The organism is Leucobacter sp. OLIS6 (assembly GCF_002752355.1).
GTDB lineage: Bacteria > Actinomycetota > Actinomycetes > Actinomycetales > Microbacteriaceae > Leucobacter.
The window spans coordinates 144,167-162,517 of the sequence record NZ_MRAV01000008.1 but is presented as its reverse complement, the minus strand read 5'-3'; the positions used below and the strand labels follow the sequence as shown (position 1 = coordinate 162,517).

The 18,351-nt window shown below is 71.8% G+C and carries 15 protein-coding genes; 7 read left to right on the top strand and 8 right to left on the bottom strand.

What is annotated here, in order from left to right; genetic code table 11:
- The first annotated feature begins 45 nt into the window (after positions 1-45).
- Both BMH31_RS04045 and BMH31_RS04040 read left to right on the top strand, forming a co-directional pair.
- Positions 46-2,745 carry a LuxR C-terminal-related transcriptional regulator gene (locus tag BMH31_RS04045; protein WP_099724333.1) on the top strand — a complete coding sequence of 900 codons (2,700 nt, stop codon included), beginning with the start codon at positions 46-48 and terminating at the stop codon, positions 2,743-2,745.
- 45 nt (positions 2,746-2,790) lie between these two features.
- Positions 2,791-3,237: a YdeI/OmpD-associated family protein gene (locus tag BMH31_RS04040; protein WP_099724334.1), complete on the top strand. Its 447-nt coding sequence runs from the start codon at positions 2,791-2,793 to the stop codon at positions 3,235-3,237.
- 7 nt (positions 3,238-3,244) lie between these two features.
- Here the strand turns inward: BMH31_RS04040 and BMH31_RS04035 are convergent, their stop codons facing one another.
- Positions 3,245-3,997 carry a copper homeostasis protein CutC gene (locus tag BMH31_RS04035; RefSeq protein ID WP_099724335.1) on the bottom strand — a complete coding sequence of 251 codons (753 nt, stop codon included), beginning with the start codon at positions 3,995-3,997 and terminating at the stop codon, positions 3,245-3,247.
- Between the two features lie 145 nt (positions 3,998-4,142).
- Between BMH31_RS04035 and BMH31_RS04030 the strand changes: the two genes are divergently transcribed.
- Genes BMH31_RS04030 through BMH31_RS04020 form a run of 3 tightly spaced genes read left to right on the top strand, consistent with a single transcriptional unit; the run spans position 4,143 to position 7,659 of the window.
- On the top strand, positions 4,143-5,525 hold the full coding sequence (locus tag BMH31_RS04030; RefSeq protein WP_099724336.1) for a hypothetical protein: 1,383 nt from the start codon (positions 4,143-4,145) through the stop codon (positions 5,523-5,525).
- Positions 5,522-7,093 carry an Ada metal-binding domain-containing protein gene (locus BMH31_RS04025; protein WP_099724337.1) on the top strand — a complete coding sequence of 524 codons (1,572 nt, stop codon included), beginning with the start codon at positions 5,522-5,524 and terminating at the stop codon, positions 7,091-7,093. The genes BMH31_RS04030 and BMH31_RS04025 overlap by 4 nt, the downstream gene beginning before the upstream one ends.
- Positions 7,090-7,659: a methylated-DNA--[protein]-cysteine S-methyltransferase gene (locus BMH31_RS04020; protein WP_099724338.1), complete on the top strand. Its 570-nt coding sequence runs from the start codon at positions 7,090-7,092 to the stop codon at positions 7,657-7,659. Before BMH31_RS04025 ends, BMH31_RS04020 begins: the two co-directional genes overlap by 4 nt.
- On the opposite strand, the gene trmB is transcribed toward BMH31_RS04020, so the two are convergent.
- Positions 7,644-8,303: a tRNA (guanosine(46)-N7)-methyltransferase TrmB gene (gene trmB, locus BMH31_RS04015; RefSeq protein ID WP_241898139.1), complete on the bottom strand. Its 660-nt coding sequence runs from the start codon at positions 8,301-8,303 to the stop codon at positions 7,644-7,646. The genes BMH31_RS04020 and trmB overlap by 16 nt on opposite strands.
- Before the next feature lie 213 nt (positions 8,304-8,516).
- Here trmB and aroQ point away from each other — a divergent pair, with 213 nt between their 5' ends.
- On the top strand, positions 8,517-8,954 hold the full coding sequence (aroQ, locus tag BMH31_RS04010; RefSeq protein WP_099724340.1) for a type II 3-dehydroquinate dehydratase: 438 nt from the start codon (positions 8,517-8,519) through the stop codon (positions 8,952-8,954).
- 63 nt (positions 8,955-9,017) lie between these two features.
- The gene (locus BMH31_RS04005; RefSeq protein WP_099724341.1) at positions 9,018-11,402 is read left to right on the top strand and encodes an excinuclease ABC subunit UvrA; all 2,385 of its coding nucleotides are present in this window, start codon (positions 9,018-9,020) and stop codon (positions 11,400-11,402) included.
- 320 nt (positions 11,403-11,722) lie between these two features.
- On the opposite strand, the gene BMH31_RS04000 is transcribed toward BMH31_RS04005, so the two are convergent.
- The 6 genes from BMH31_RS04000 to BMH31_RS03975 form a co-directional block, all read right to left on the bottom strand.
- Complete coding sequence (locus BMH31_RS04000; protein ID WP_099724473.1) at positions 11,723-12,733, bottom strand: TIGR00730 family Rossman fold protein; 1,011 nt, start codon at positions 12,731-12,733, stop codon at positions 11,723-11,725.
- 57 nt (positions 12,734-12,790) lie between these two features.
- Positions 12,791-13,837, bottom strand: a complete 1,047-nt coding sequence (locus BMH31_RS03995) for a P1 family peptidase (RefSeq protein WP_099724342.1) — start codon at positions 13,835-13,837, stop codon at positions 12,791-12,793.
- On the bottom strand, positions 13,834-14,598 hold the full coding sequence (locus BMH31_RS03990) for an amino acid ABC transporter ATP-binding protein (RefSeq protein WP_099724343.1): 765 nt from the start codon (positions 14,596-14,598) through the stop codon (positions 13,834-13,836). The genes BMH31_RS03995 and BMH31_RS03990 overlap by 4 nt, the downstream gene beginning before the upstream one ends.
- The gene (locus BMH31_RS03985; RefSeq protein ID WP_241898123.1) at positions 14,595-15,569 is read right to left on the bottom strand and encodes an amino acid ABC transporter permease; all 975 of its coding nucleotides are present in this window, start codon (positions 15,567-15,569) and stop codon (positions 14,595-14,597) included. Before BMH31_RS03985 ends, BMH31_RS03990 begins: the two co-directional genes overlap by 4 nt.
- 26 nt (positions 15,570-15,595) lie before the next feature.
- On the bottom strand, positions 15,596-16,579 hold the full coding sequence (locus BMH31_RS03980; protein ID WP_099724344.1) for an ABC transporter substrate-binding protein: 984 nt from the start codon (positions 16,577-16,579) through the stop codon (positions 15,596-15,598).
- A gap of 86 nt (positions 16,580-16,665) precedes the next feature.
- Complete coding sequence (locus BMH31_RS03975) at positions 16,666-18,255, bottom strand: amidohydrolase (RefSeq protein ID WP_143469789.1); 1,590 nt, start codon at positions 18,253-18,255, stop codon at positions 16,666-16,668.
- Positions 18,256-18,351: the final 96 nt, after the last annotated feature.

Genomic DNA, 18,351 nt, shown 5'->3' with positions numbered 1-18,351 from the left:
CCACGGGCAGTGCCGCTCACCGGGTCCTCAGGCGGGTGGTGCGGGATGGTGTCGGAGAACGAGGTCGGGCGTGAGATCGGATCCTCCGCGGACCCCGCTTTCGTTCCGGCCTCGCCGCACTCGGCACCGTTCTGGGGACGGAGCGCGTTACTGGCCGAAGCTCGGGGCGCGCTCGAACCCGACGGCGCGAGCGCGATCATGGTGGGCGCTGCGGGTTCCGGGAAGACCCGCCTCGCGAGAGAAGCGACGCTCGGCTTCCTCGAGGCCCGTCCGAACACCCGCATCGCTCGATTCGCGGCCACGACCGCGACGCAGCGCACGCCGCTCGCCGTCTTCGCGCCCGCGCTGCGCGCGCTCCGCGGGCCGGCGGGCGACTCTCCCGAAGAGGTCGCGCGGTCGCTCGTCCGCGCCTGCACGGGAGGCGCGAAGGGGATTCCGCTCATCGTCCTGATCGACGACACGCCCCAGCTCGACCCGATGAGCGAGGCCGTCACCGATCTGCTGCTGGCGCTCCCCGATGTCCGCGTCCTCCTCACCTGCCGCAGCGTCCCGGGCCCCTCCGCCCTGCTCGCCCGAGCCTGGCGCGATGGAGAGCTGCGGCGGATCGAGGTTCCCGAGCTGACGCAGCCGGAGACCGCGGAGTTCTCTGCCGCGATGCTCCCCGGAAAGCCCTTCGCTCCCGACACGATCCACCGTCTGCACCAGTCGACCGGAGGGAACCCGCTGTTCCTCGCCGAACTCATCGGCGCGCTCGACCGGTCCGGAGCATTCGAGGACCGGCACGGTCTGCGGGTCTGGCCCGGCTCGCTCCCGCCCGGCACCTCCCTGCACGACGTCCTGCGCGCCGAGATCGCCCGGCTCCCGGCCGACGAACGGACGGCGTTCGAGACGACGGCGCTCTGCTCCCCGGCACCGCTCCACCTGCTCGACGACTCGATCTCGCCCGACGCCCTCGAACGACTGCTGGAGAAAGAGGTGGTTCGGATCGTCTACCGGACCGACGGCAGACCCGTGCTGGAGCTCGCCCATCCGATCTACGGCGAGACGGCGGAGACGATGCTCAACCGGGTCCGTATCAGGCAGCAGTACCGCGAGCTCTACGATCGGGCCGTCGAGCCGCTCATCGCGGAGGACCTCGAACGCACCACCGGCGGAGGGACGATCCCCACTGAAGACCTGCTGACGGTCGTCGACTGGGGTCTGCACGGCGATCGCGAGGTCCCGCTCGAACTCCTCGAGCCGGCGTTCCGATTCGCTCGCCCGCTCGTCGACCACGGGTTCCGGGTGCGCATCGCCTCCGCGCTGCTCCGGCGCCCCGGACTCGACCCGTCGCTCCGGATCGCCGCGCTCGTCAACCGGCTCGAGGCGTTCCGGTACCTCGGCGATCCCGAGGCCGTGGCCGCCGACGAGGCCGCCGCACGGGCCCTCATCGAGACCATGCCGGCGAGCGCCGAACGCACGGGCCTGGCCGCGGACCTCGCAATCGCTTTCGCCGACGCGGCGGTGCTGATGGTCGGGCGCTGGGAGGACGCGGTGGCCGCGCTCGACTGGGCGGATCGGCTCGGCGCCGCGGGCCCGCCAGCAGCGGCGACGACCGCCGGGATCCGTGTCGAGGCGCAGCGCGGCATCGCGCTCTGCTACGGCGGTGAGATGGTCGCCGCCACCGAACTCGAACGGCGTCTCTCCGAAGCCACGCAGGGCACCCCGGGGTTCCTCCCGTTCGCCCCGACCTCGATCCTGCTGCACGGCCAGCGGGGCGAGACCCGGCAGGCGCGGCAGATCGCTCGGCAGCAGCTCCGCTTCGCCGTGCAGGTCGCAGCCGACTATCCGCTCGCCGCCGGCGAGATCATCGGAGTCTGGTGCCTCGTCGACGTGTTCGCCGGGCACAGTCGCGAAGCCGCGTTCATCTACGGGGTGATGGAGCAGGCGATCGCCCGGGGTGCCGGCGGTCCGCGACTCCGAGAGACGGTCGTCTCATCCGGACGGGGCCTGCTGGCGCTCATGCAGGGCGATTGGACGCGAGCGTCCGAGTGCCTGGCGATCGCGTGCTCGGAGCTGGACGACTTCACCGGTACCGGCTCGGAGGGACTGCTGCTCGCCTCGCTCGCCCTCGCTCAGACGGCGAGCGGAGACCTCGCCGGTGCGAGGGTCACCCGTGCCAGCATCGCCGGGTGGACGACGGGGACGAGCCGGCTGCTCGACGTCCCGAGCCGATACCATCTCCTGCTCGCGCGGCTCTGGGCCCCCGACGGTACCGAGCGCGGAGAGGCCGAGGCGATCGCGCAGCGAGCTCGGGAGTACGGATTCGGACTCATGGAGCTCCGGGCTCTGCACGCGATCCAGCTCTGCGGTGGACCGCCGCTGCCACCCGAGCAGCTCGCTCGGGCCCGGGAACTCGGTTCCTCCCTCGCCGCCCCCATCGCTCCCCTGCTGGCGCAGCACATCGACCAGCTGCGCGCCCCCGGGCGGGAGAACGCGGGAGACACCGCGCGACGCCTCGCCCGGCGCGGCATGTTCGTTCCCACCCCCAGACACCCCGCGCTCACGGTGCGCGAGCAGCACGTCGCGGAGCTCGTCTCCCTCGGCTACAGCAACGCCCAGATCGCGAAACGGCTGCAGAACTCCCGGCGCACGGTCGAGACCCACGTCGCGCGGATCCTCATGAAGCTCGGCGCCGGATCTCGGGAGGCCGTGGCCGAAGCGCTCGATGCGACCCGCTGGGATGATGAGGAGGCCGCCGGATGACCGGGCGCGCTCCCGCGGAGCCCGACCGAGGGGCATACTGAAGCGATGACCCTCACCGTCCGCACCGTCCTCGACCCGCACGGTCCCGCGACCGCCATCGTGCTCAGCGACGCGCAGGTCGCCGAGCTCGGCGGCGGCAAACGCGCCGCCGTGCGCGTCACCATCGGAACCGCCTCCGTCCGTCTCCGCCTCGGCGTGATGGGCGGGCAGAACCTCATCGGCATCTCGAAGGCGAATCGCGCGGCGCTCGGCGTCGAGATCGGCGACGAGATCGAGGCGCGCATCGAGCTCGACGAGGCGCCGCGCGAGGTCGAGATCCCCGCGGAGCTCGCGGCGGCGCTCGACGCGGATCCCCTCGTGCGCGCCCGATTCGAAGCGCAGTCCTTCACCGCGCGCAAGGAGGACGCCCGCGCGGTCGCCGATGCGAAGCGTGAGGAGACGCGCGAGCGCCGGATCCTCGCGATCGTCGAGCGGTTGCGGGCCGAGGCCTGATCCAGGATCAGGCGCGCGCCGCGGCGACCGCGGCCCGCACGATCCCCGCGTCGGTCGCGTCGTAGGACGAATCGCCGCCGCCCGGCCCGGTCGGCCCGCCGGTCAGGGTGCGTCGAGCGGACAGGTGCAGCGCGTCCGCTCCGGCGGCGCGCAACGCAGCGGCGTCGCCCGGCGTCGCTCCCCCACCGGCCATGATCTGCACACCGGTTCCCGCGGCGGCGAGCGCCCGCAGCACGGACATGCCCTCCGAGACGCGCGCGGCGCCGCCCGAGGTCAGCACGCGCGCGACGCCGAGCTCGGCGAGCGCCGCCAGCGCGGCTACCGGGTCGGTGCTGAGGTCGAGCGCGCGATGGAAGGTGACCTCGGCCGCACCGGCCGCGTCGCGGAAGGCCGCGACGGCCGGGAGATCGATCTCGCCCGACCGGTCGAGCGCGCCGACGACCGCGCCGGACGCACCGAGACGGACCGCGTGGGCGGCATCCCGACGCATGAGTCCGAGCTCCTCAGCGCTGTAGACGAAGTCGCCCGGACGGGAGCGGATCAGGACGTGCACGAAGCCCTCGCGTCCGGCGTCGCGCGCGAGCTCCGCCGCCGATTCGATCAGCGCGGCGCTCGGCGTCAGGCCGCCCGTCACGAGCGCGGTGCAGAGCTCCACGCGGTCCGCGCCCTCGGCGAGGGCGATCCGCACGCCGTCGAGGTCCTGCGCGACGATCTCGACCGCCAGCCGACCCGGTGCCGGCGTCTCCGCTGCTGTGTTCATCTGCCCAGCCTAGAAGGTCTGACCGGAGGCCCCCGGTCCCGGGGCACCCGCGGGTGCCTTCCGGGTGACTCGTCGCCCCGACGACCGCTGCACGCTGCCAGTATGGACCCGTGCGGTGTGCGCCGCCCCCTGGGAAGGATCACCGATGAACGAATCCCGCGAAGCGGATGCCCTGCGCGAGCGCATCGCCGAGCTCGAGACCCGCAACCGCGAGCTCGAGGCCGCTGGGAGCAGCGGCGGGGCCGGCCGCGTCGGCCCGAAGCGGGGTCGACTGCGCGCAGCCGGGGTGATCGCGCTCATCGCGATCGGCGCACTCCTCGCCCCCGTCGCCGTCATCGGCAGCTGGGCGCGCGCCGAGCTCGTCGATACGGATCGCTTCGTCGAGACCTTCGCCCCCGTCGTCACCCGTCCGGCGGTGCAGGACTACATCTCGGCGCAGGCCGAGCAGGCGATCGCGCAGCACGTCGACGTGAAGGGGCTCGTCGGCGACCTGCTCGGCGGAATCGAACAGCTCGATCTGCCGCCCCAGGCCAAGGCTGCGCTCCCGCTGCTCACGGCGCCCGCGGTCGCAGGAGTCGAATCGCTCATCTCCACGGCGGTCGACCGCGTCGTGCGCTCGCCCGAGTTCGCCAGGGTGTGGTCGACCGCGCTCCGCGAGACCCACAGCCGGGCCATCGCGGTGATCCAGGACGACCCGTCGAGCGCCGTCCGGCTCGGCGACGACGGTACGCTCTCGCTGCAGCTCGACTCGGTCGTCGCCGAGGTCAAGCGCTCGCTCCAGCAGCAGGGCTTCGGATTCGCTTCGGCCATTCCCGAGGTCCACCGCAGCATCCCGCTCGCGGCCTCCGACTCCCTCGTGCTCGTCCGCACCGTCTACCAGCTCGCCACCGCGGCGGGCACCTGGCTCCCCTGGCTCTCGCTGGGCCTGCTCGCCCTCGGCGTGCTCGTGGCACGGGGCCGGCTGCGCGCCATCGCGTGGGCCGGATCCGCACTCGCAGCGTCGCTGCTGCTGCTCGCGTCGGGCCTCGGCATCGGCCGGCAGTTCTTCATCGGGTCCGTGAGCCCCTCGATCATGCCCGCGGCCACGGCCGATGCGCTGTTCGAGCAGCTCACCCTCGTCATGCGGTCCTCGCTCCTGGCACTGGTGGCGCTCGCGATCTGCATCGCGGCGGGCGCGTGGATCGCCGGTGGATCCCGCATCGCGGTCGCCGCGCGCGCGGCGGGCGCCGCGGGGTTCGGTGCGCTGCGGGCGGCGCGCGACCGGGCCGGGCTCGATCCCCGCGGCTTCGGCCGGGCGATCGAGCGGCTGCGCCCCGCGATCCTGTCCCTCGTCGCGGCGCTGGGCGTGCTCCTCGTGTTCCTGAGCCGGCCCGCGTCGTTCGCCGGCGTGGTGTGGACCCTGGTCGCCGTCCTGGCGACGGCCCTGGTGGTCGAGCTGCTGCGGCAGCCGGGCGATCGTCCGTCCTCCACCGAGATGTCCGAAAACCGCGTGTCGAGAGCCCCTGCCGCCACCACAATGGAGGAATGACGAGCGACGCCCCATCCCACCCCGCCCAGGGCCTCGACTTCGCCGCGAGCTATCGCGCGATCTCCGGGCGCGACGCGCGCTGGGACGGCAGGCTCTACCTCGGCGTGACCAGCACCGGCATCTACTGCCGACCCTCCTGCCCGGCGCGTAAGCCGAAGCCCGAGAACTGCCGGTTCTTCCCCAGCGCCGCCGCCTGCGTGGCCGCGGGGTTCCGCGCGTGCAAGCGGTGCCGCCCCGACACGATCCCGGGTTCCCCCGACTGGAACGCCCGGGGAGACCTCGCGGCCCGGGCCGTCCGCCGGATCCGGGACGGCGCCATCGACGAGGCCGGAGTGCCCGGGCTCGCCTCCGAGCTCGCCGTGAGCGAGCGGCACCTCCGCAGGATCCTCGTCGAGGAGATCGGTGCGGGTCCGCTGCAGCTCGCCCGCACCCGGCGGGCGCACGCGGCGCGCGCCCTCATCGAACAGACCGATCTGCCGCTCGCCGACATCGCGTTCGCCGCAGGATTCGGCAGCGTCCGCCAGTTCGGGGACACCATGCGCGAGGAGTTCGGCGTCGCGCCGTCGTCGCTCGTCCGGGACTCCGCTCGTACACCGACTGCCCGGGGGTCCGGCACGGCGACCTCCGACGAGCGTCCCGCGCTCGCGCTCAGGCTCCGCACGCGAGCGCCGTTCGCGGCGGCCCAGGTGCGTGCGTACCTCGCCGCGCACGCGGTGCCCGGGCGCGACGAGGTCCCGACAGATCCGTCGGAACCGACGCGCCACGCGATCGACGCGCCCGGCGGCACGGCCGTCGCCCGCATCGACTGGGGCAGGGTCGCCGCCGTCGGCGCAGGCTCCGTCGCGGTCCCGGTCGGGCTCGAACTGCCCTCCCTCGCCGACACCCTCCCGGCGATCGAGAACCTGCGCCGCCTGCTCGACCTCGACGCAGACCCCGGCCTGCTGGGCGACGCGTTCCGCGAGGACCCGCTGCTCGCGCCCCTGATCGCGGCCCGGCCGGGGCTCCGCTCGCCCGGCGCCCGCACCCCCGCCGAGTTCGCGCTCGGCGTGGTGCTCGGCCAGCAGGTCTCGCTCGCCGCGGCCCGGACGGTGCAGGGGCGGCTCGCCGCCGCCTTCGCGAGGCCGGACGATCGGCCGCTCGCCCGAGCCGACGGGTTCCTCGGCGCACCGGATCCCGCGCGGATCGCCGACACTCCGCTCGAGGAGCTGCGCGCCGCGCTCGGGATCATGCGCAGTCGGGCGGAGACCCTCCGGACGCTCGCCGCCGCGATCGCGGACGGCCTCGACCTGGGTCCGGGCGCCGATCGCGCCGAGGCACGGTCCCGCCTGCTCGAGCTCCGCGGCATCGGCCCCTGGACGGCGGAGCTGATCGCGCTGCGGGGGCTCGGGGATCCGGACGCCTACCCCGCCGGCGACCTGATCCTGCACCGATCGCTCGGAGTCGGGACGGCGCGCGAGGCGGTGCGGCGCGCCGAGGGCTGGCGACCGTTCCGCGGGTACGCCGCGCAGCTGCTCTGGGCCGACTTCCTCGAATCGACCGCGACCCCGACCCGGAAGGACCCGTCATGACCGCAGCACCGCTCGCCCACACCACCGTCGTGATCGCCGGAAGCCCGTTCCGCGCGATCTGGGCCCCTGAGGACGGCGTCGTCCGCGCCGGCGGTTTCGATACCGAGTTCGACCCTGGCCACCGCCTCCTCCGGGAACGGCTCTCGGCGAGCGCACCCGAGCTGTCCCTCCGCGGGCTCGACGACCGGCCCGACGACGAGCATCCGATCGCCGGGGCCCTGCGCGCCTATGCGGCAGGCCGACTCGATGCGATCGACGGGATCCGCGTCTCCCAGCCCGAAACGGAGTTCCGCGGCGGCGTCCGACGCGCGCTGCGTCGGGTGCGCGCCGGAGAGCACGTCACGTACACCGGGCTCGCCGAACGCGCGGGACGGCCGGACGCCGTGCGCGCGGCCGCATCGGCCTGCGCCACCAACCTGATCGGGCTCATCGTCCCCTGCCACCGGATCCTCCGTCGGGACGGCGGGGTCGGCGGCTACCTGTTCGGAGCGGATCTCAAACGGCGGCTGCTGCAGCACGAGGGAGCTCCGGCACCCTCGGCCGCGGGCGCTCAGCGCAGGCGGTAGGCGAGGTCGCGGATCTCGCGCCCCTTGTCGATCCCCTTCTGCTCGAACGCGGTGAGCACCCGCCCGTCGAAACGAGGGGCCCAGTCGCCGTCGAACGCGCGCTCGAAGGCGGCGGAGGCGGCGTCGCCGACCTCGCGCATCTGCTCGGCGTAGTCCTCCCAATCGGTGGCGAGGCGCAGCACGCCGCCGGGGCGCAGCGCCCGCGCTGCGATCCGCATGAAGTCCTCGGAGATCAGGCGGCGCTTGTTGTGCCGAGCCTTGTGCCACGGGTCCGGGAAGAACACCCAGATCTCGTCGACCGAGCCCGCGGGCAGGGCGTGCTCCAGCACCTCGGGGGCGTTCGCCTCGACCAGCTTCAGGTTCGTCGTGTCGGCCCACTCGGCCCGGATCATCGTGCGTGCGAGACCGGCCTGGAACACCTCGATCGCGAGATAGTCGCGATCCCGATGCTCGGACGCCGCGTGCACGATGGCGTGCCCCTGTCCTGAACCGACCTCGACCGTCAGCGGCGCCGTGCGCCCGTAGACCGCCGAGGGATCGAGAATCGCGTCCTTCGCGATGCTCGTCACGGCGTGATCGCGGGGCAGATCGACCAGGAACCGCGGGCCGAGCTCGTCCCATGCGCGCTCCTGCGACGGGGTCATCCGGCCGCGACGCACGAAGGAGACCGGCTTCTCTCGGAAGGTCCGCGGGTCGAAGCTCTTCGCCGGGAGGGGCTGCTGCGGGGTCTCGTTCGGGGTCTCGCTCACCCGACAACGGTAGCGCAGCGGGCGCCGAGCGACCGCGACGATACGATGGGGGCAGGAGCACGGCCCGCGATCGAGCGGCATCGGAACGGCTCCCGAGACGGAGCGAGCATGTCGAAGCGGATCCTGCTGGTGAACGGGCCGAACCTGAATCTGCTCGGCACCCGCGAACCCGAGGTCTACGGGCACGACACCCTGGCCGGCATCGAGGCGCTCGTCTCGTCCGTCGGAGCGGAGCTCGGCCTCGAAGTGCGGGCCGTGCAGAGCAACCACGAGGGCGAGCTCGTCGACGCGATCCAGTCGGCTCGCGGGGACTGCGCCGCGATCGTCATCAACCCGGCCGCGTACACGCACACCTCCGTGGCGATCCGCGATGCGCTCTCGGCCGTCGCGCTCCCCGTCGCCGAGGTGCACCTCTCCAACGTGCACGCGCGCGAGGAGTTCCGTCACCATTCCTTCGTCTCGCCGATCGCCGCGTTCGTGATCGCGGGAGCCGGGATCCAGGGCTATGAGTTCGCCGTCCGGAGGCTCGCAACGCTGATCGGGTGACGCCCGAGCACCCGATCAGGAATCGAGAAGCCCGATGTCGGAGGCGCACGCTACTCTTTCGGCATGAGCGCAGCTGCACGCCCCCCGCACCCCGCCGACGGCCACGACGTGATCCGGGTCTCCGGCGCCCGCGAGAACAACCTCAAGAACGTCTCGGTCGAGCTGCCCAAGCGCCGGCTGATCGCGTTCACCGGTGTCTCCGGCTCGGGCAAGAGCTCGCTCGTGTTCGGCACCATCGCGGCCGAGTCGCAGCGCCTCATCAACGAGACCTACCCAGCGTTCGTGCAGGGCTTCATGTCATCGCAGGCGCGACCCGACGTCGACGTGCTCGAGGGGCTCACCACGGCGATCCTCGTCGACCAGGAGCGCATGGGCGCGAACCCCCGTTCGACCGTCGGCACGGCGACCGACGTCAACGCCATGCTCCGCATCGTCTTCTCCCGCCTCGGCCGGCCGCAGATCGGTTCCCCCAACGCCTTCTCGTTCAACGTCGCATCGGTCAGCGGCGCCGGCGCCGTCACCTTCGAGAAGGACGGCAAGAAGGTGAAGGAGCGACGCGAGTTCCAGGTGCTCGGCGGCATGTGCCCGCGCTGCGAGGGCCGCGGCACCGTCTCCGACTACGAATTGTCCGAGCTGTACGACGCCGACAAGTCGCTCGCCGACGGCGCGCTCAAGATCCCGGGCTACAGCATGGACGGCTGGTGGGGGCGCATCTTCGGCGACCTCTTCGACCTGTCGAAGCCCATCAAGGACTACAGCGACGAAGAGCTCGACCGGCTGCTGCGCGCCGAACCGACCAAGGTCAAGGTCGAGGGCGTCAACCTCACCTACGAGGGCCTCATCACCCGTATCGAGAAGTCGATGCTGTCGAAGGACCGCGAGGCCATGCAGCCGCACATCCGCGCCTTCGTCGACCGCGCGATCGTGTTCCACGCCTGCCCCGCCTGCGACGGCACCCGCCTCAACGAGAGCGCCCGCTCGTCGAAGATCGGCGGAACGTCCATCGCCGACGCCTGCGCCATGCAGATCAGCGACCTGCTCGACTGGGTGCGCACCGTGCAAGACCCAGGCATGGCCCCGCTCATCGAGAAGCTCGTCGACACCCTCGAGTCGTTCGTCCAGATCGGACTCGGCTACCTCTCGCTCGACCGCGCGACCGGCAGCCTGTCGGGCGGCGAGTCCCAGCGCACCAAGATGATCCGCCACCTGGGCTCCAGCCTCACCGACGCCACCTACGTCTTCGACGAGCCGTCGATCGGCCTGCACCCCCACGACATCCAGCGCATGAACACGCTGCTGCTCAAGCTCCGAGACAAGGGCAACACCGTGCTCGTGGTCGAGCACAAGCCCGAGATGATCGCGATCGCCGACCACGTCGTCGACCTCGGCCCGCGCGCGGGGGTGAACGGCGGCGAGGTCTGCTTCGAGGGCACCGTCGACGGGCTCCGCGCCTCGGGCACCCTCACCGGCACGCACCTCGACGACCGCGCCCGCATCAAGGATTCAGTGCGATCCGCCACCGGCGCCATCGAGGTGCGCGGGGCCTCGACCCACAACCTGCAGGACGTCGACGTCGACATCCCGCTCGGGCTGCTCTGCGTCGTCACGGGCGTCGCGGGCTCGGGCAAGAGCTCGCTCATCCACGGATCGGTCTCGAACCGCGACGGGATCGTGTCGGTCGACCAGGGTGCGATCAAGGGCTCCCGTCGATCCAACCCGGCGACCTACACCGGGCTCCTCGACCCGGTGCGCACCGCCTTCGCGAAGGCCAACGGGGTCAAGCCCGCCCTGTTCAGCGCCAACTCCGAGGGCGCCTGCCCCGAGTGCAAGGGCGCGGGCGTGATCTTCACCGACCTCGGCATGATGGCGACGATGGAGAGCCCCTGCGAAGTCTGCGAGGGCAAGCGGTTCAACGCCGAGGTGCTCGAGTACACCTTCGGCGGTTCCTCGGGCGAGGGCGGCAAGAACATCGCGGAGGTGCTCGCGCTCAGCATGAGCGAGGCGCACGAGTTCTTCGCGCGCGCCGAGTCGAAGGTGCCCAAGGCCGTCAAGATCCTCGAGCGCCTCGTCGACGTCGGGCTCGGGTACCTCTCGCTCGGGCAGCCGCTGTCCACGCTGTCCGGCGGCGAGCGCCAGCGTCTCAAGCTCGCGATCCACATGCTCGAGGACGCCGACACCTACGTGCTCGACGAGCCGACCACCGGACTGCACCTCGCCGACGTCGAACAGCTGCTCGGTCTGCTCGACCGCCTGGTCGACGCGGGCAAGAGCGTGATCGTGATCGAGCACCACCAGGCGGTCATGGCGCACGCCGACTGGATCATCGACATCGGTCCGGGCGCCGGCCACGAGGGCGGCACTGTCGTGTTCGAGGGGACGCCGTCCGACCTCGTCTCGCAGCGCAGCACGCTCACCGGCCAGCACCTCGCCGAGTACGTCTCGGCGTAGGTCTACGGGCCGAGAGCTTCACAGGCAACCGGGTCCCCTGGGCCGCGATCCTGCTGGGCCGCGATCCTGCGGGAGTGCTGGCTGTTGTCCTACTGACCGGCCCGTGGCCGAGGACGCCTGTGGACGGAGCGTGGGCGGGGTCGCGAGCCCCTGACGTATTCCCGGATTTCTCCTCAGACTGAGATCCTCGCTCGGACTGAGAAATGCCGCCCGCATCTCAGTCGGAACACGAATCTCAGTCCGACGGCGACCCGCAGGCGGGACGCCGTCCGGGCACGCGAACCCACGAGCACGCGAACCCGGTCGTCACGGGAGCCTGCTCAGACCGGATCGGGCACCGTCGCCTCGTCCGGGGCCGACGCGAGACGGTTGAGCGCCCGGATCAGGCGGTGCAGCTCACCGACGGCACGCCGCTGCGGGGTGAAGACGATCCGCGGCAGCTCGGCGGTCTCGGGTTCGTCGCGCTCGTCGGCGAGGGGCACCGTGCGCGCGAAGCCGCCCGACAGGCACATCTCGCCGAAGCGCTCGTTCAGCTCCGCGATCTCGGCGTCGCTCGGCTCGGCTCGCAATCGCAGCACGAGCTCCGGACCGACCCAGCGGAGCGAGTGGTAGTTCCGCCAGAAGCCGGTGATCTCGGCGATCGCCTCCTCCGGCGACTCGGTGATGAGCACGCGGTCGAGATCCCCCGCAGCGATCATGCCCGACCCCGCGAGCTCCTCGGTGACGAAGCGCTCCAGTCCGCGCCAGAACGTGCCGCCCCGCCGATCGAGCAGCACGATCGGCACCGGCACCATCTTGCCGGTCTGCTGCAGGGTCAGCAGCTCGAAGGTCTCGTCCATCGTGCCGAACCCGCCGGGCAGGCAGACGAAGCCGAGCGACTCCTTCACGAGCATCAGCTTGCGGGTGAAGAAGTACTTCATCGACACGTGGTGCCCGTCGAGAGTGACCAGGTCGTTCGGCTGCTCCTCGAAGGGCAGCCGGATCGAGACGCCGAGCGAGTGTTCCGGGCCCGCACCGGTCGCCGCGGCCTCCATGATCCCGGGGCCGGCACCGGTGACGACCATCCACCCCTGCTCGGCGAGCCCGTGCGCGACGGCCTCCGCACCGAGCCAGAGGGGATCCTGCACCTGAGTGCGCGCGGACCCGAAGATCGTGACCTTCGAGGTCCCGACGAACGGCGCGAAGAGGCGGAATGCCGCCCGCATCTCCTCCACCGCCGCGGCCGTGATCTTGAGATCGAGCCGCTCGGTCCCGTCCGCGCCCAGCCCGACGCCGGCCCGCAGGATCCGACGGACCAGCGCGCGCTGCTCGCGCACGCCGGCCGCCTCCATCGCCGCGTCGAGGGCTTCGGTGATCCTGGGGTCGTCTTTCTCGCTCACGGCCTCAGTCTAGGGAGCGACCGGAGCCGCGACCGCTCCGGCGCGCAGCAAGCGCTCCCGCACCCGGTCGATCGGGATCGCCCGGGCGGTGCGCCCCTCGAACCCGACCCGGGTCTCGGCTCGCAGCACCGAGTTGACGAGCGCTTCCTCGACCGCTTCCATGGTCGCGAGGAAGACGGGCGACAGCGCCTCGTCGTCGGGGGCGGGTCCTTCTCCGACGGAGAACGCGATCGCGTAGTCGCCGCTCCCCTGCGCGAAGTCGGATCCGGTGCCGCGCAGCGCGAAGACGGCCCGGTTCGCGACGCGTCCGAGCTGGCGCCCGTCGAGCGGGGCGTCGGTTGCGACGACGATCATGCACGAGTTGCCGATCGTCTCCGCCGGCTCGGCGTCGAGCAGTTCGTCGGCGGGCAGCGCGACGCCGGCGAGCCGCATGGTGCCGGTGTAGTTGCTCTGCACGATCGCCCCGACGGTGCAGGCGCGCCCGTCGATCTCGACGAGACGCGAGGCGGTCCCGATCCCGCCCTTGTACCCGAGCGCGACGGTGCCGGTGCCGGCCCCGACGCCGCCCTCGGCGACCTCCCCGCCGGCCGCGGCGTCGAGCGCCGCGCGTGCCTGCGCGTCGCCGACCGGACGGCTCCGGATGTCCGAGAGGAATCCGTCGTTCGTCTCGCCCACGATCGGGTTCAGGGTGGTCGTGCCCGCGTGCCAGGGCTGCTCGAGCAGGTACCCGACGAGCGCGTCGGCGACGCGGAATGCCGAGAGCGTGCTCGTGAGCAGGATCGGCGTCTCGATCGCGCCGAGCTCGACGAGCTGCGTCGCGCCGATGAGCTTCCCGTAGCCGTTGCCGACCGAGAGCCCGGCGGGCAGCCAGCGCCGGTCGGCGCCGAGCGCGTCGGGCACGATCGCCGTGACGCCCGTGCTCAGCCGGTCGTCCTGCACGGTCGTGTGCCCGACCCGCACCCCCGGGACGTCGGTGATGGCGTTCCACTCGCCCCGCGGGAACGACCCGGAGGGGATCCCGAGGTCCTGCGCGCGGGGTCGCGCCTGCGCGCTCACCGGACCCGGTCCACGAACGCCCGCGTGCGCTCCGACCCGCTGCCCGAGAGCACCTCCTCGGGGGTGCCCGATTCGAGCACGCGACCGCGATCGAAGAACGAGAGGGTGTCCCCGACTTCGCGCGCGAAGCCGATCTCGTGCGTGACGACGATCATCGTCATGCCGCGCTCGGCGAGTCCGCGCATCGTCTCGAGCACCTCGTCGACGAGTTCGGGATCGAGTGCGCTCGTCGGTTCGTCGAACAGCATGAGGTCGGGATCCATCGCGAGTGCGCGCGCGATCGCGACGCGCTGCTGCTGGCCGCCCGAGAGCTGGTGCGGCCGCTTGTGCGTGTGCTCGGCGAGGCCGACCCGCGCGAGCTCCTCGAGCGCGCGCTCGGTGGCTTCGCGACGGGGCATCCGCTTGACGTGGATCAGGCTGGCCGCGACGTTCTCGGTGGCGTCCATGTGGCCGTAGAGGTTGAAACGCTGGAACACCATGCCGATGCGGGAACGGAACCGCGCCCACTCGGCCCCCGTCCAGGGGTGGTAGCGCCCGCCCTGCAGCCGGAACCCGACCTGCTCGCCGTCGACCACGAGACTGCCGTCGTCGACGGTCTCGAGCCCGTTGATGGTGCGGAGGAACGTCGACTTGCCGGACCCCGACGGCCCGATGATGCAGCTGACCTCGCCGGGCCTGACCGCGAAGTCGACCCCGGTGAGCACCCGGTGATCACCGAACGATTTGACCACGCCGCTCGCGTGGACGAGTGCGTCGCTCATGCGCCCGCTCCTTCCTTGACGTCGCCGCGGCGCGGCACGCGGATCGCGCCGGTCGCGACGCGGACGATCTGCTGGCTGAAGGTCTCGCCGCGCACGAGCCGCACGCGATCCTGGCCGAACCGCTTCTCGAGCCGGGACTGCAGGAACGTGGCGACGGCGGTCATGAGCATGTACCAGAGGCTCGCGACGATCAGCAGTTCGATGATCAGGTTGTTCTGCTTGTAGACCTGGCTGGCGCGGGTCATGAGGTCGTTGCCTGCCACGACGACGATGAGCGAGGTCGTCTTGAGCATCGAGATGAACTCGTTGCCCGTCGGCGGGATGATGATCCGCAGCGCCTGCGGCAGCACGATGAGCCGCATCGTCTGCGCACGCGTCAGGCCGCCCGCGAGCGCGGCTTCGGTCTGCCCCCGGTCGACGGCCTGGATCCCGGCCCGCACGGTCTCCGCGAAGTACGCGGCGAGGTTCAGGCCGAGGCCGAGCAGTGCCGCGACCGACCCCGAGATCACTGCGTTGGTGTCCCACCGCATGCCGATGTCGGTGAACGGGATCTGCAGCGTGATGTACGGCAGCAGGAAGGCGAGGTTGAACCAGAAGATCAGCTGCACCAGCACCGGGGTCCCGCGGAAGAACCAGATGTAACCCTCGGCGATCCAGCGCAGGACCGGATTCTGAGAGAGCTTCATCACCGCGAGGATCACGCCGAGCACGAGACCGAGGATCGTCGCGACGATGCTCACCCAGATGGTGACCCAGACCCCCTCGAGGATCCGAGCGGAGAACAGGTACTCCCAGACGCGGTTCCAGCGGATGTTCTCGTTGAAGACGACGATGGAGACCGCCCAGGCGACGAACGCGAGAGCGAAGGCGCCGACGATCCAGCGCTTCGGATGCCACTGCCGGGCGATCTCGATACGGGTGCCGTCGGTGGAGACGATGGGGGCCGTTCGGACCCCGGATGCTGCGGACACGATGTTCCTCCCCTCGGCGTTGCCGCTCAGGCCCCGCCGTTGATGGTCGCCTTCGAGAGCGCCATCTCGCCGACGCCCCAGGCGTCGAGGAGCTTCTCGTAGCTGCCGTCGTCCATCAGGGACTGCACGGCACCCTGCACCACCTTCGCGAACTCCGCGTTCGAGTTATCGACACCGATCCCCCAGATGCTCTCGTCGCCGTCGATGCGCACCGCCTCCGACTTCGAGGCCGGATCGGCCGCGTGCGCGACGGCGACCGGGTAGTCGGTGATCGTGGCGACCGCTCGGCCGCTCTGCACGGCGAGGTTCGCCTCGCTGTCGCCCGCGAGCTTCAGCACGTCGTAGGCGGGCTTGCTCTTCGCAGCGCAGTCCTTCGAGAACTGCTCCGCGAGGAGCGCCGAGGAGCCTCCTTCGACGACCGCGACGGTCTTGCCGCACAGGTCGGCGGGGACCGCGACCCTGGACGGGTTGCCGGTGGCGACGAGGAACGCGTTGCCGGCCTTCACGTAGTCGACGAAGGTGGTCGTCTCGCGGCGCTCCGCGTTGTCCGTCATCGAGGAGAGCAGCAGGTCGTAGCGGCCGGAGATGAGGCCGGGGATCATGGAGTTGAACTCCTGATCCTGGATCGTCATCTTCAGCCCGAGCTTGCGGGAGATCGCGTTCGCGAGCGCGGGGTCGACCCCGATGATGTCGGTGCCGTTCGTCGCCCACTCCTCCATGGGCGGGTACCCGACCGAGGTCGTGACCCGCAGTCCGCTCTTCCGGATCTTGTCGGGCACCTGCTTCGCGAGCGCCTGGTCCACCTCGATCCGCTCGATGACGTCCTTGGCCTTCTCCTCCGACGGCGCCGGCAGGGCGCCGTCGTTCGAGTAGGTGCCCCCTGCAGCCGCGTTCTCGGATTTCTTGACGTCGGAGAGGCTCTGGCCGCCGCAGGCGGTGAGACCGACGAGCAGGGCGCCGGCGGCGATGATCCCCGAGGCGATTCGGATGGTGGTCGGGCGTTGCGTCATTGCGACTCCTTCGATGGGCCCGGCGGGTGCCGGGCGCGGTGGGCTGACGGCCTCGCGGTCGCGGGGCCGGGTCTCGGGGTCCCGGCTCACCCGCCGGGCGCGAACACGACCTCGCCGTCGACGATCGTGCCGGCGATGGCGATCCCCGCGATCTCCGCGGGGTCGACGGTCGTGGGATCGGCACCGAGCGCGACGAAGTCGGCGTCGCAGCCGATGGCGACCCGCCCCGCGCTGCCCTCGAGGCCGGCGGCGAGCGCGGCGCCCGAGGTGTAGGCGGCGAGCGCTTCGCCCGCGGTCAGCCGCTCCTCGGGCTCGAAACCGCCCGCCGGTGCGCCGTCAGCGCGTTGCCGCGTGACCGCTGCTCGGATCCCGGCAAGCACGTCCGCCGGTTCGATCGGGGCATCGGACCCGAATGCCAGGATCGCGCCGCTGTCGAGGAAGGACCGCCAGGCGTAGTTGGCGAGTCGGCGCTCGCCGATGCGGCGTCCGGCGAGTTCGAAGTCGGTGGTGCAGTGCAAGGGCTGCAGCGAGGCGACGACGCCGAGTGGGGCGAAGCGCCGCAGATCCTCGTGGATCAGGTGCTGCGCGTGCTCGATGCGGTTGCGGAGGCCGCGCTCCCGAGTCAGCGCGACGTTCCGCTCGTACGCGTCGAGCACGCGCCGGTTGGCCTCGTCGCCGATGGCGTGGGTGGCGACGGCGAGGCCCGCGGCGTTCGCGCGCGCGACGTGATCGGCGATCTGCTCGACCGTCATCACCTCGATGCCCCGGTTGCCCGGATCGTCGGCGAAGTCGGCGTGCATGTGGGCGCTGTGGGAGCCGAGCGCGCCGTCGGAGAACAGCTTCACGGGCCCCTCGGTGATCCACCGGTCGCCGGCGCCCGTACGCCGCCCCTCGGCGATCGCTCGCTCGAGGTCGGGCATCGGGGTGCCCTTGTGCACGCGGATGCGGAGCCGATCGTCGGCGCGCAGAGCCTCGAACGCCTCCCGGGTGGGCTGCTCGTCGAGATCGGTGAGGCGGGTCAGGCCGAGGGAGTGCAGGTGCGCCTGCGCCCGCAGCAGCAGTTCGGGCAGCGCCGCGTCCTGCTCGCGCTCGGACAGTTCGCGGACGGGGTCGACGGCGGTCTCACGGAGCACCCCGGCGGGGGTCGCGCCGTCGGATTCGCGGGCGATGTCTCCGCCGACCGGGTCGGGGGTCGACCGGTCGATGCCGGCGAGCTCGAGCGCGAGGGTGTTGAGCCAGATGGAGTGCCCGTCGAGGCTCGGCAGCGCGAGCGGGCGGTCCGCGCACACCGCATCGAGGTCGTGACGGGTGGGAACCCCGGTCGGCCATCGGTTGCTGTCCCAGCGTCCGCCCGTCACCCAGCCGTCGCCCGGGTGCGCGTCGAGGTGCGCTCGGAGCACGTCGAGCGCGTCCTGAAGGGTATCCGCCGCGCGCAGGTCGAAGGAAGCGAGTCCGCGGGCGACGTTGCCTGAGTGGATGTGCGCATCGTGGAAACCGGGAACGAGCACCGCACCGGGCAGTGCGAGTTCGGGGACCCCCGGATGCGCCGCTCGCAGGTCGTGCCGGGACCCGAGCGCCGCGATGCGCCCGTCGTCGACGAGGATCGCGTCGACCCCGTCGAGCGGGCGACCGGTGTCGGTCAGGATCCTCGGATGCGTCAACAGGCGCTTGACCATCAGCGTTCCTCCCTCACCTCTTGGCGTCGATGCCAATGCAAGCAACAATAGAGTCCATTGTTTGCCGCGGCCAATCCCCCCGGCCGCCGCAATCCG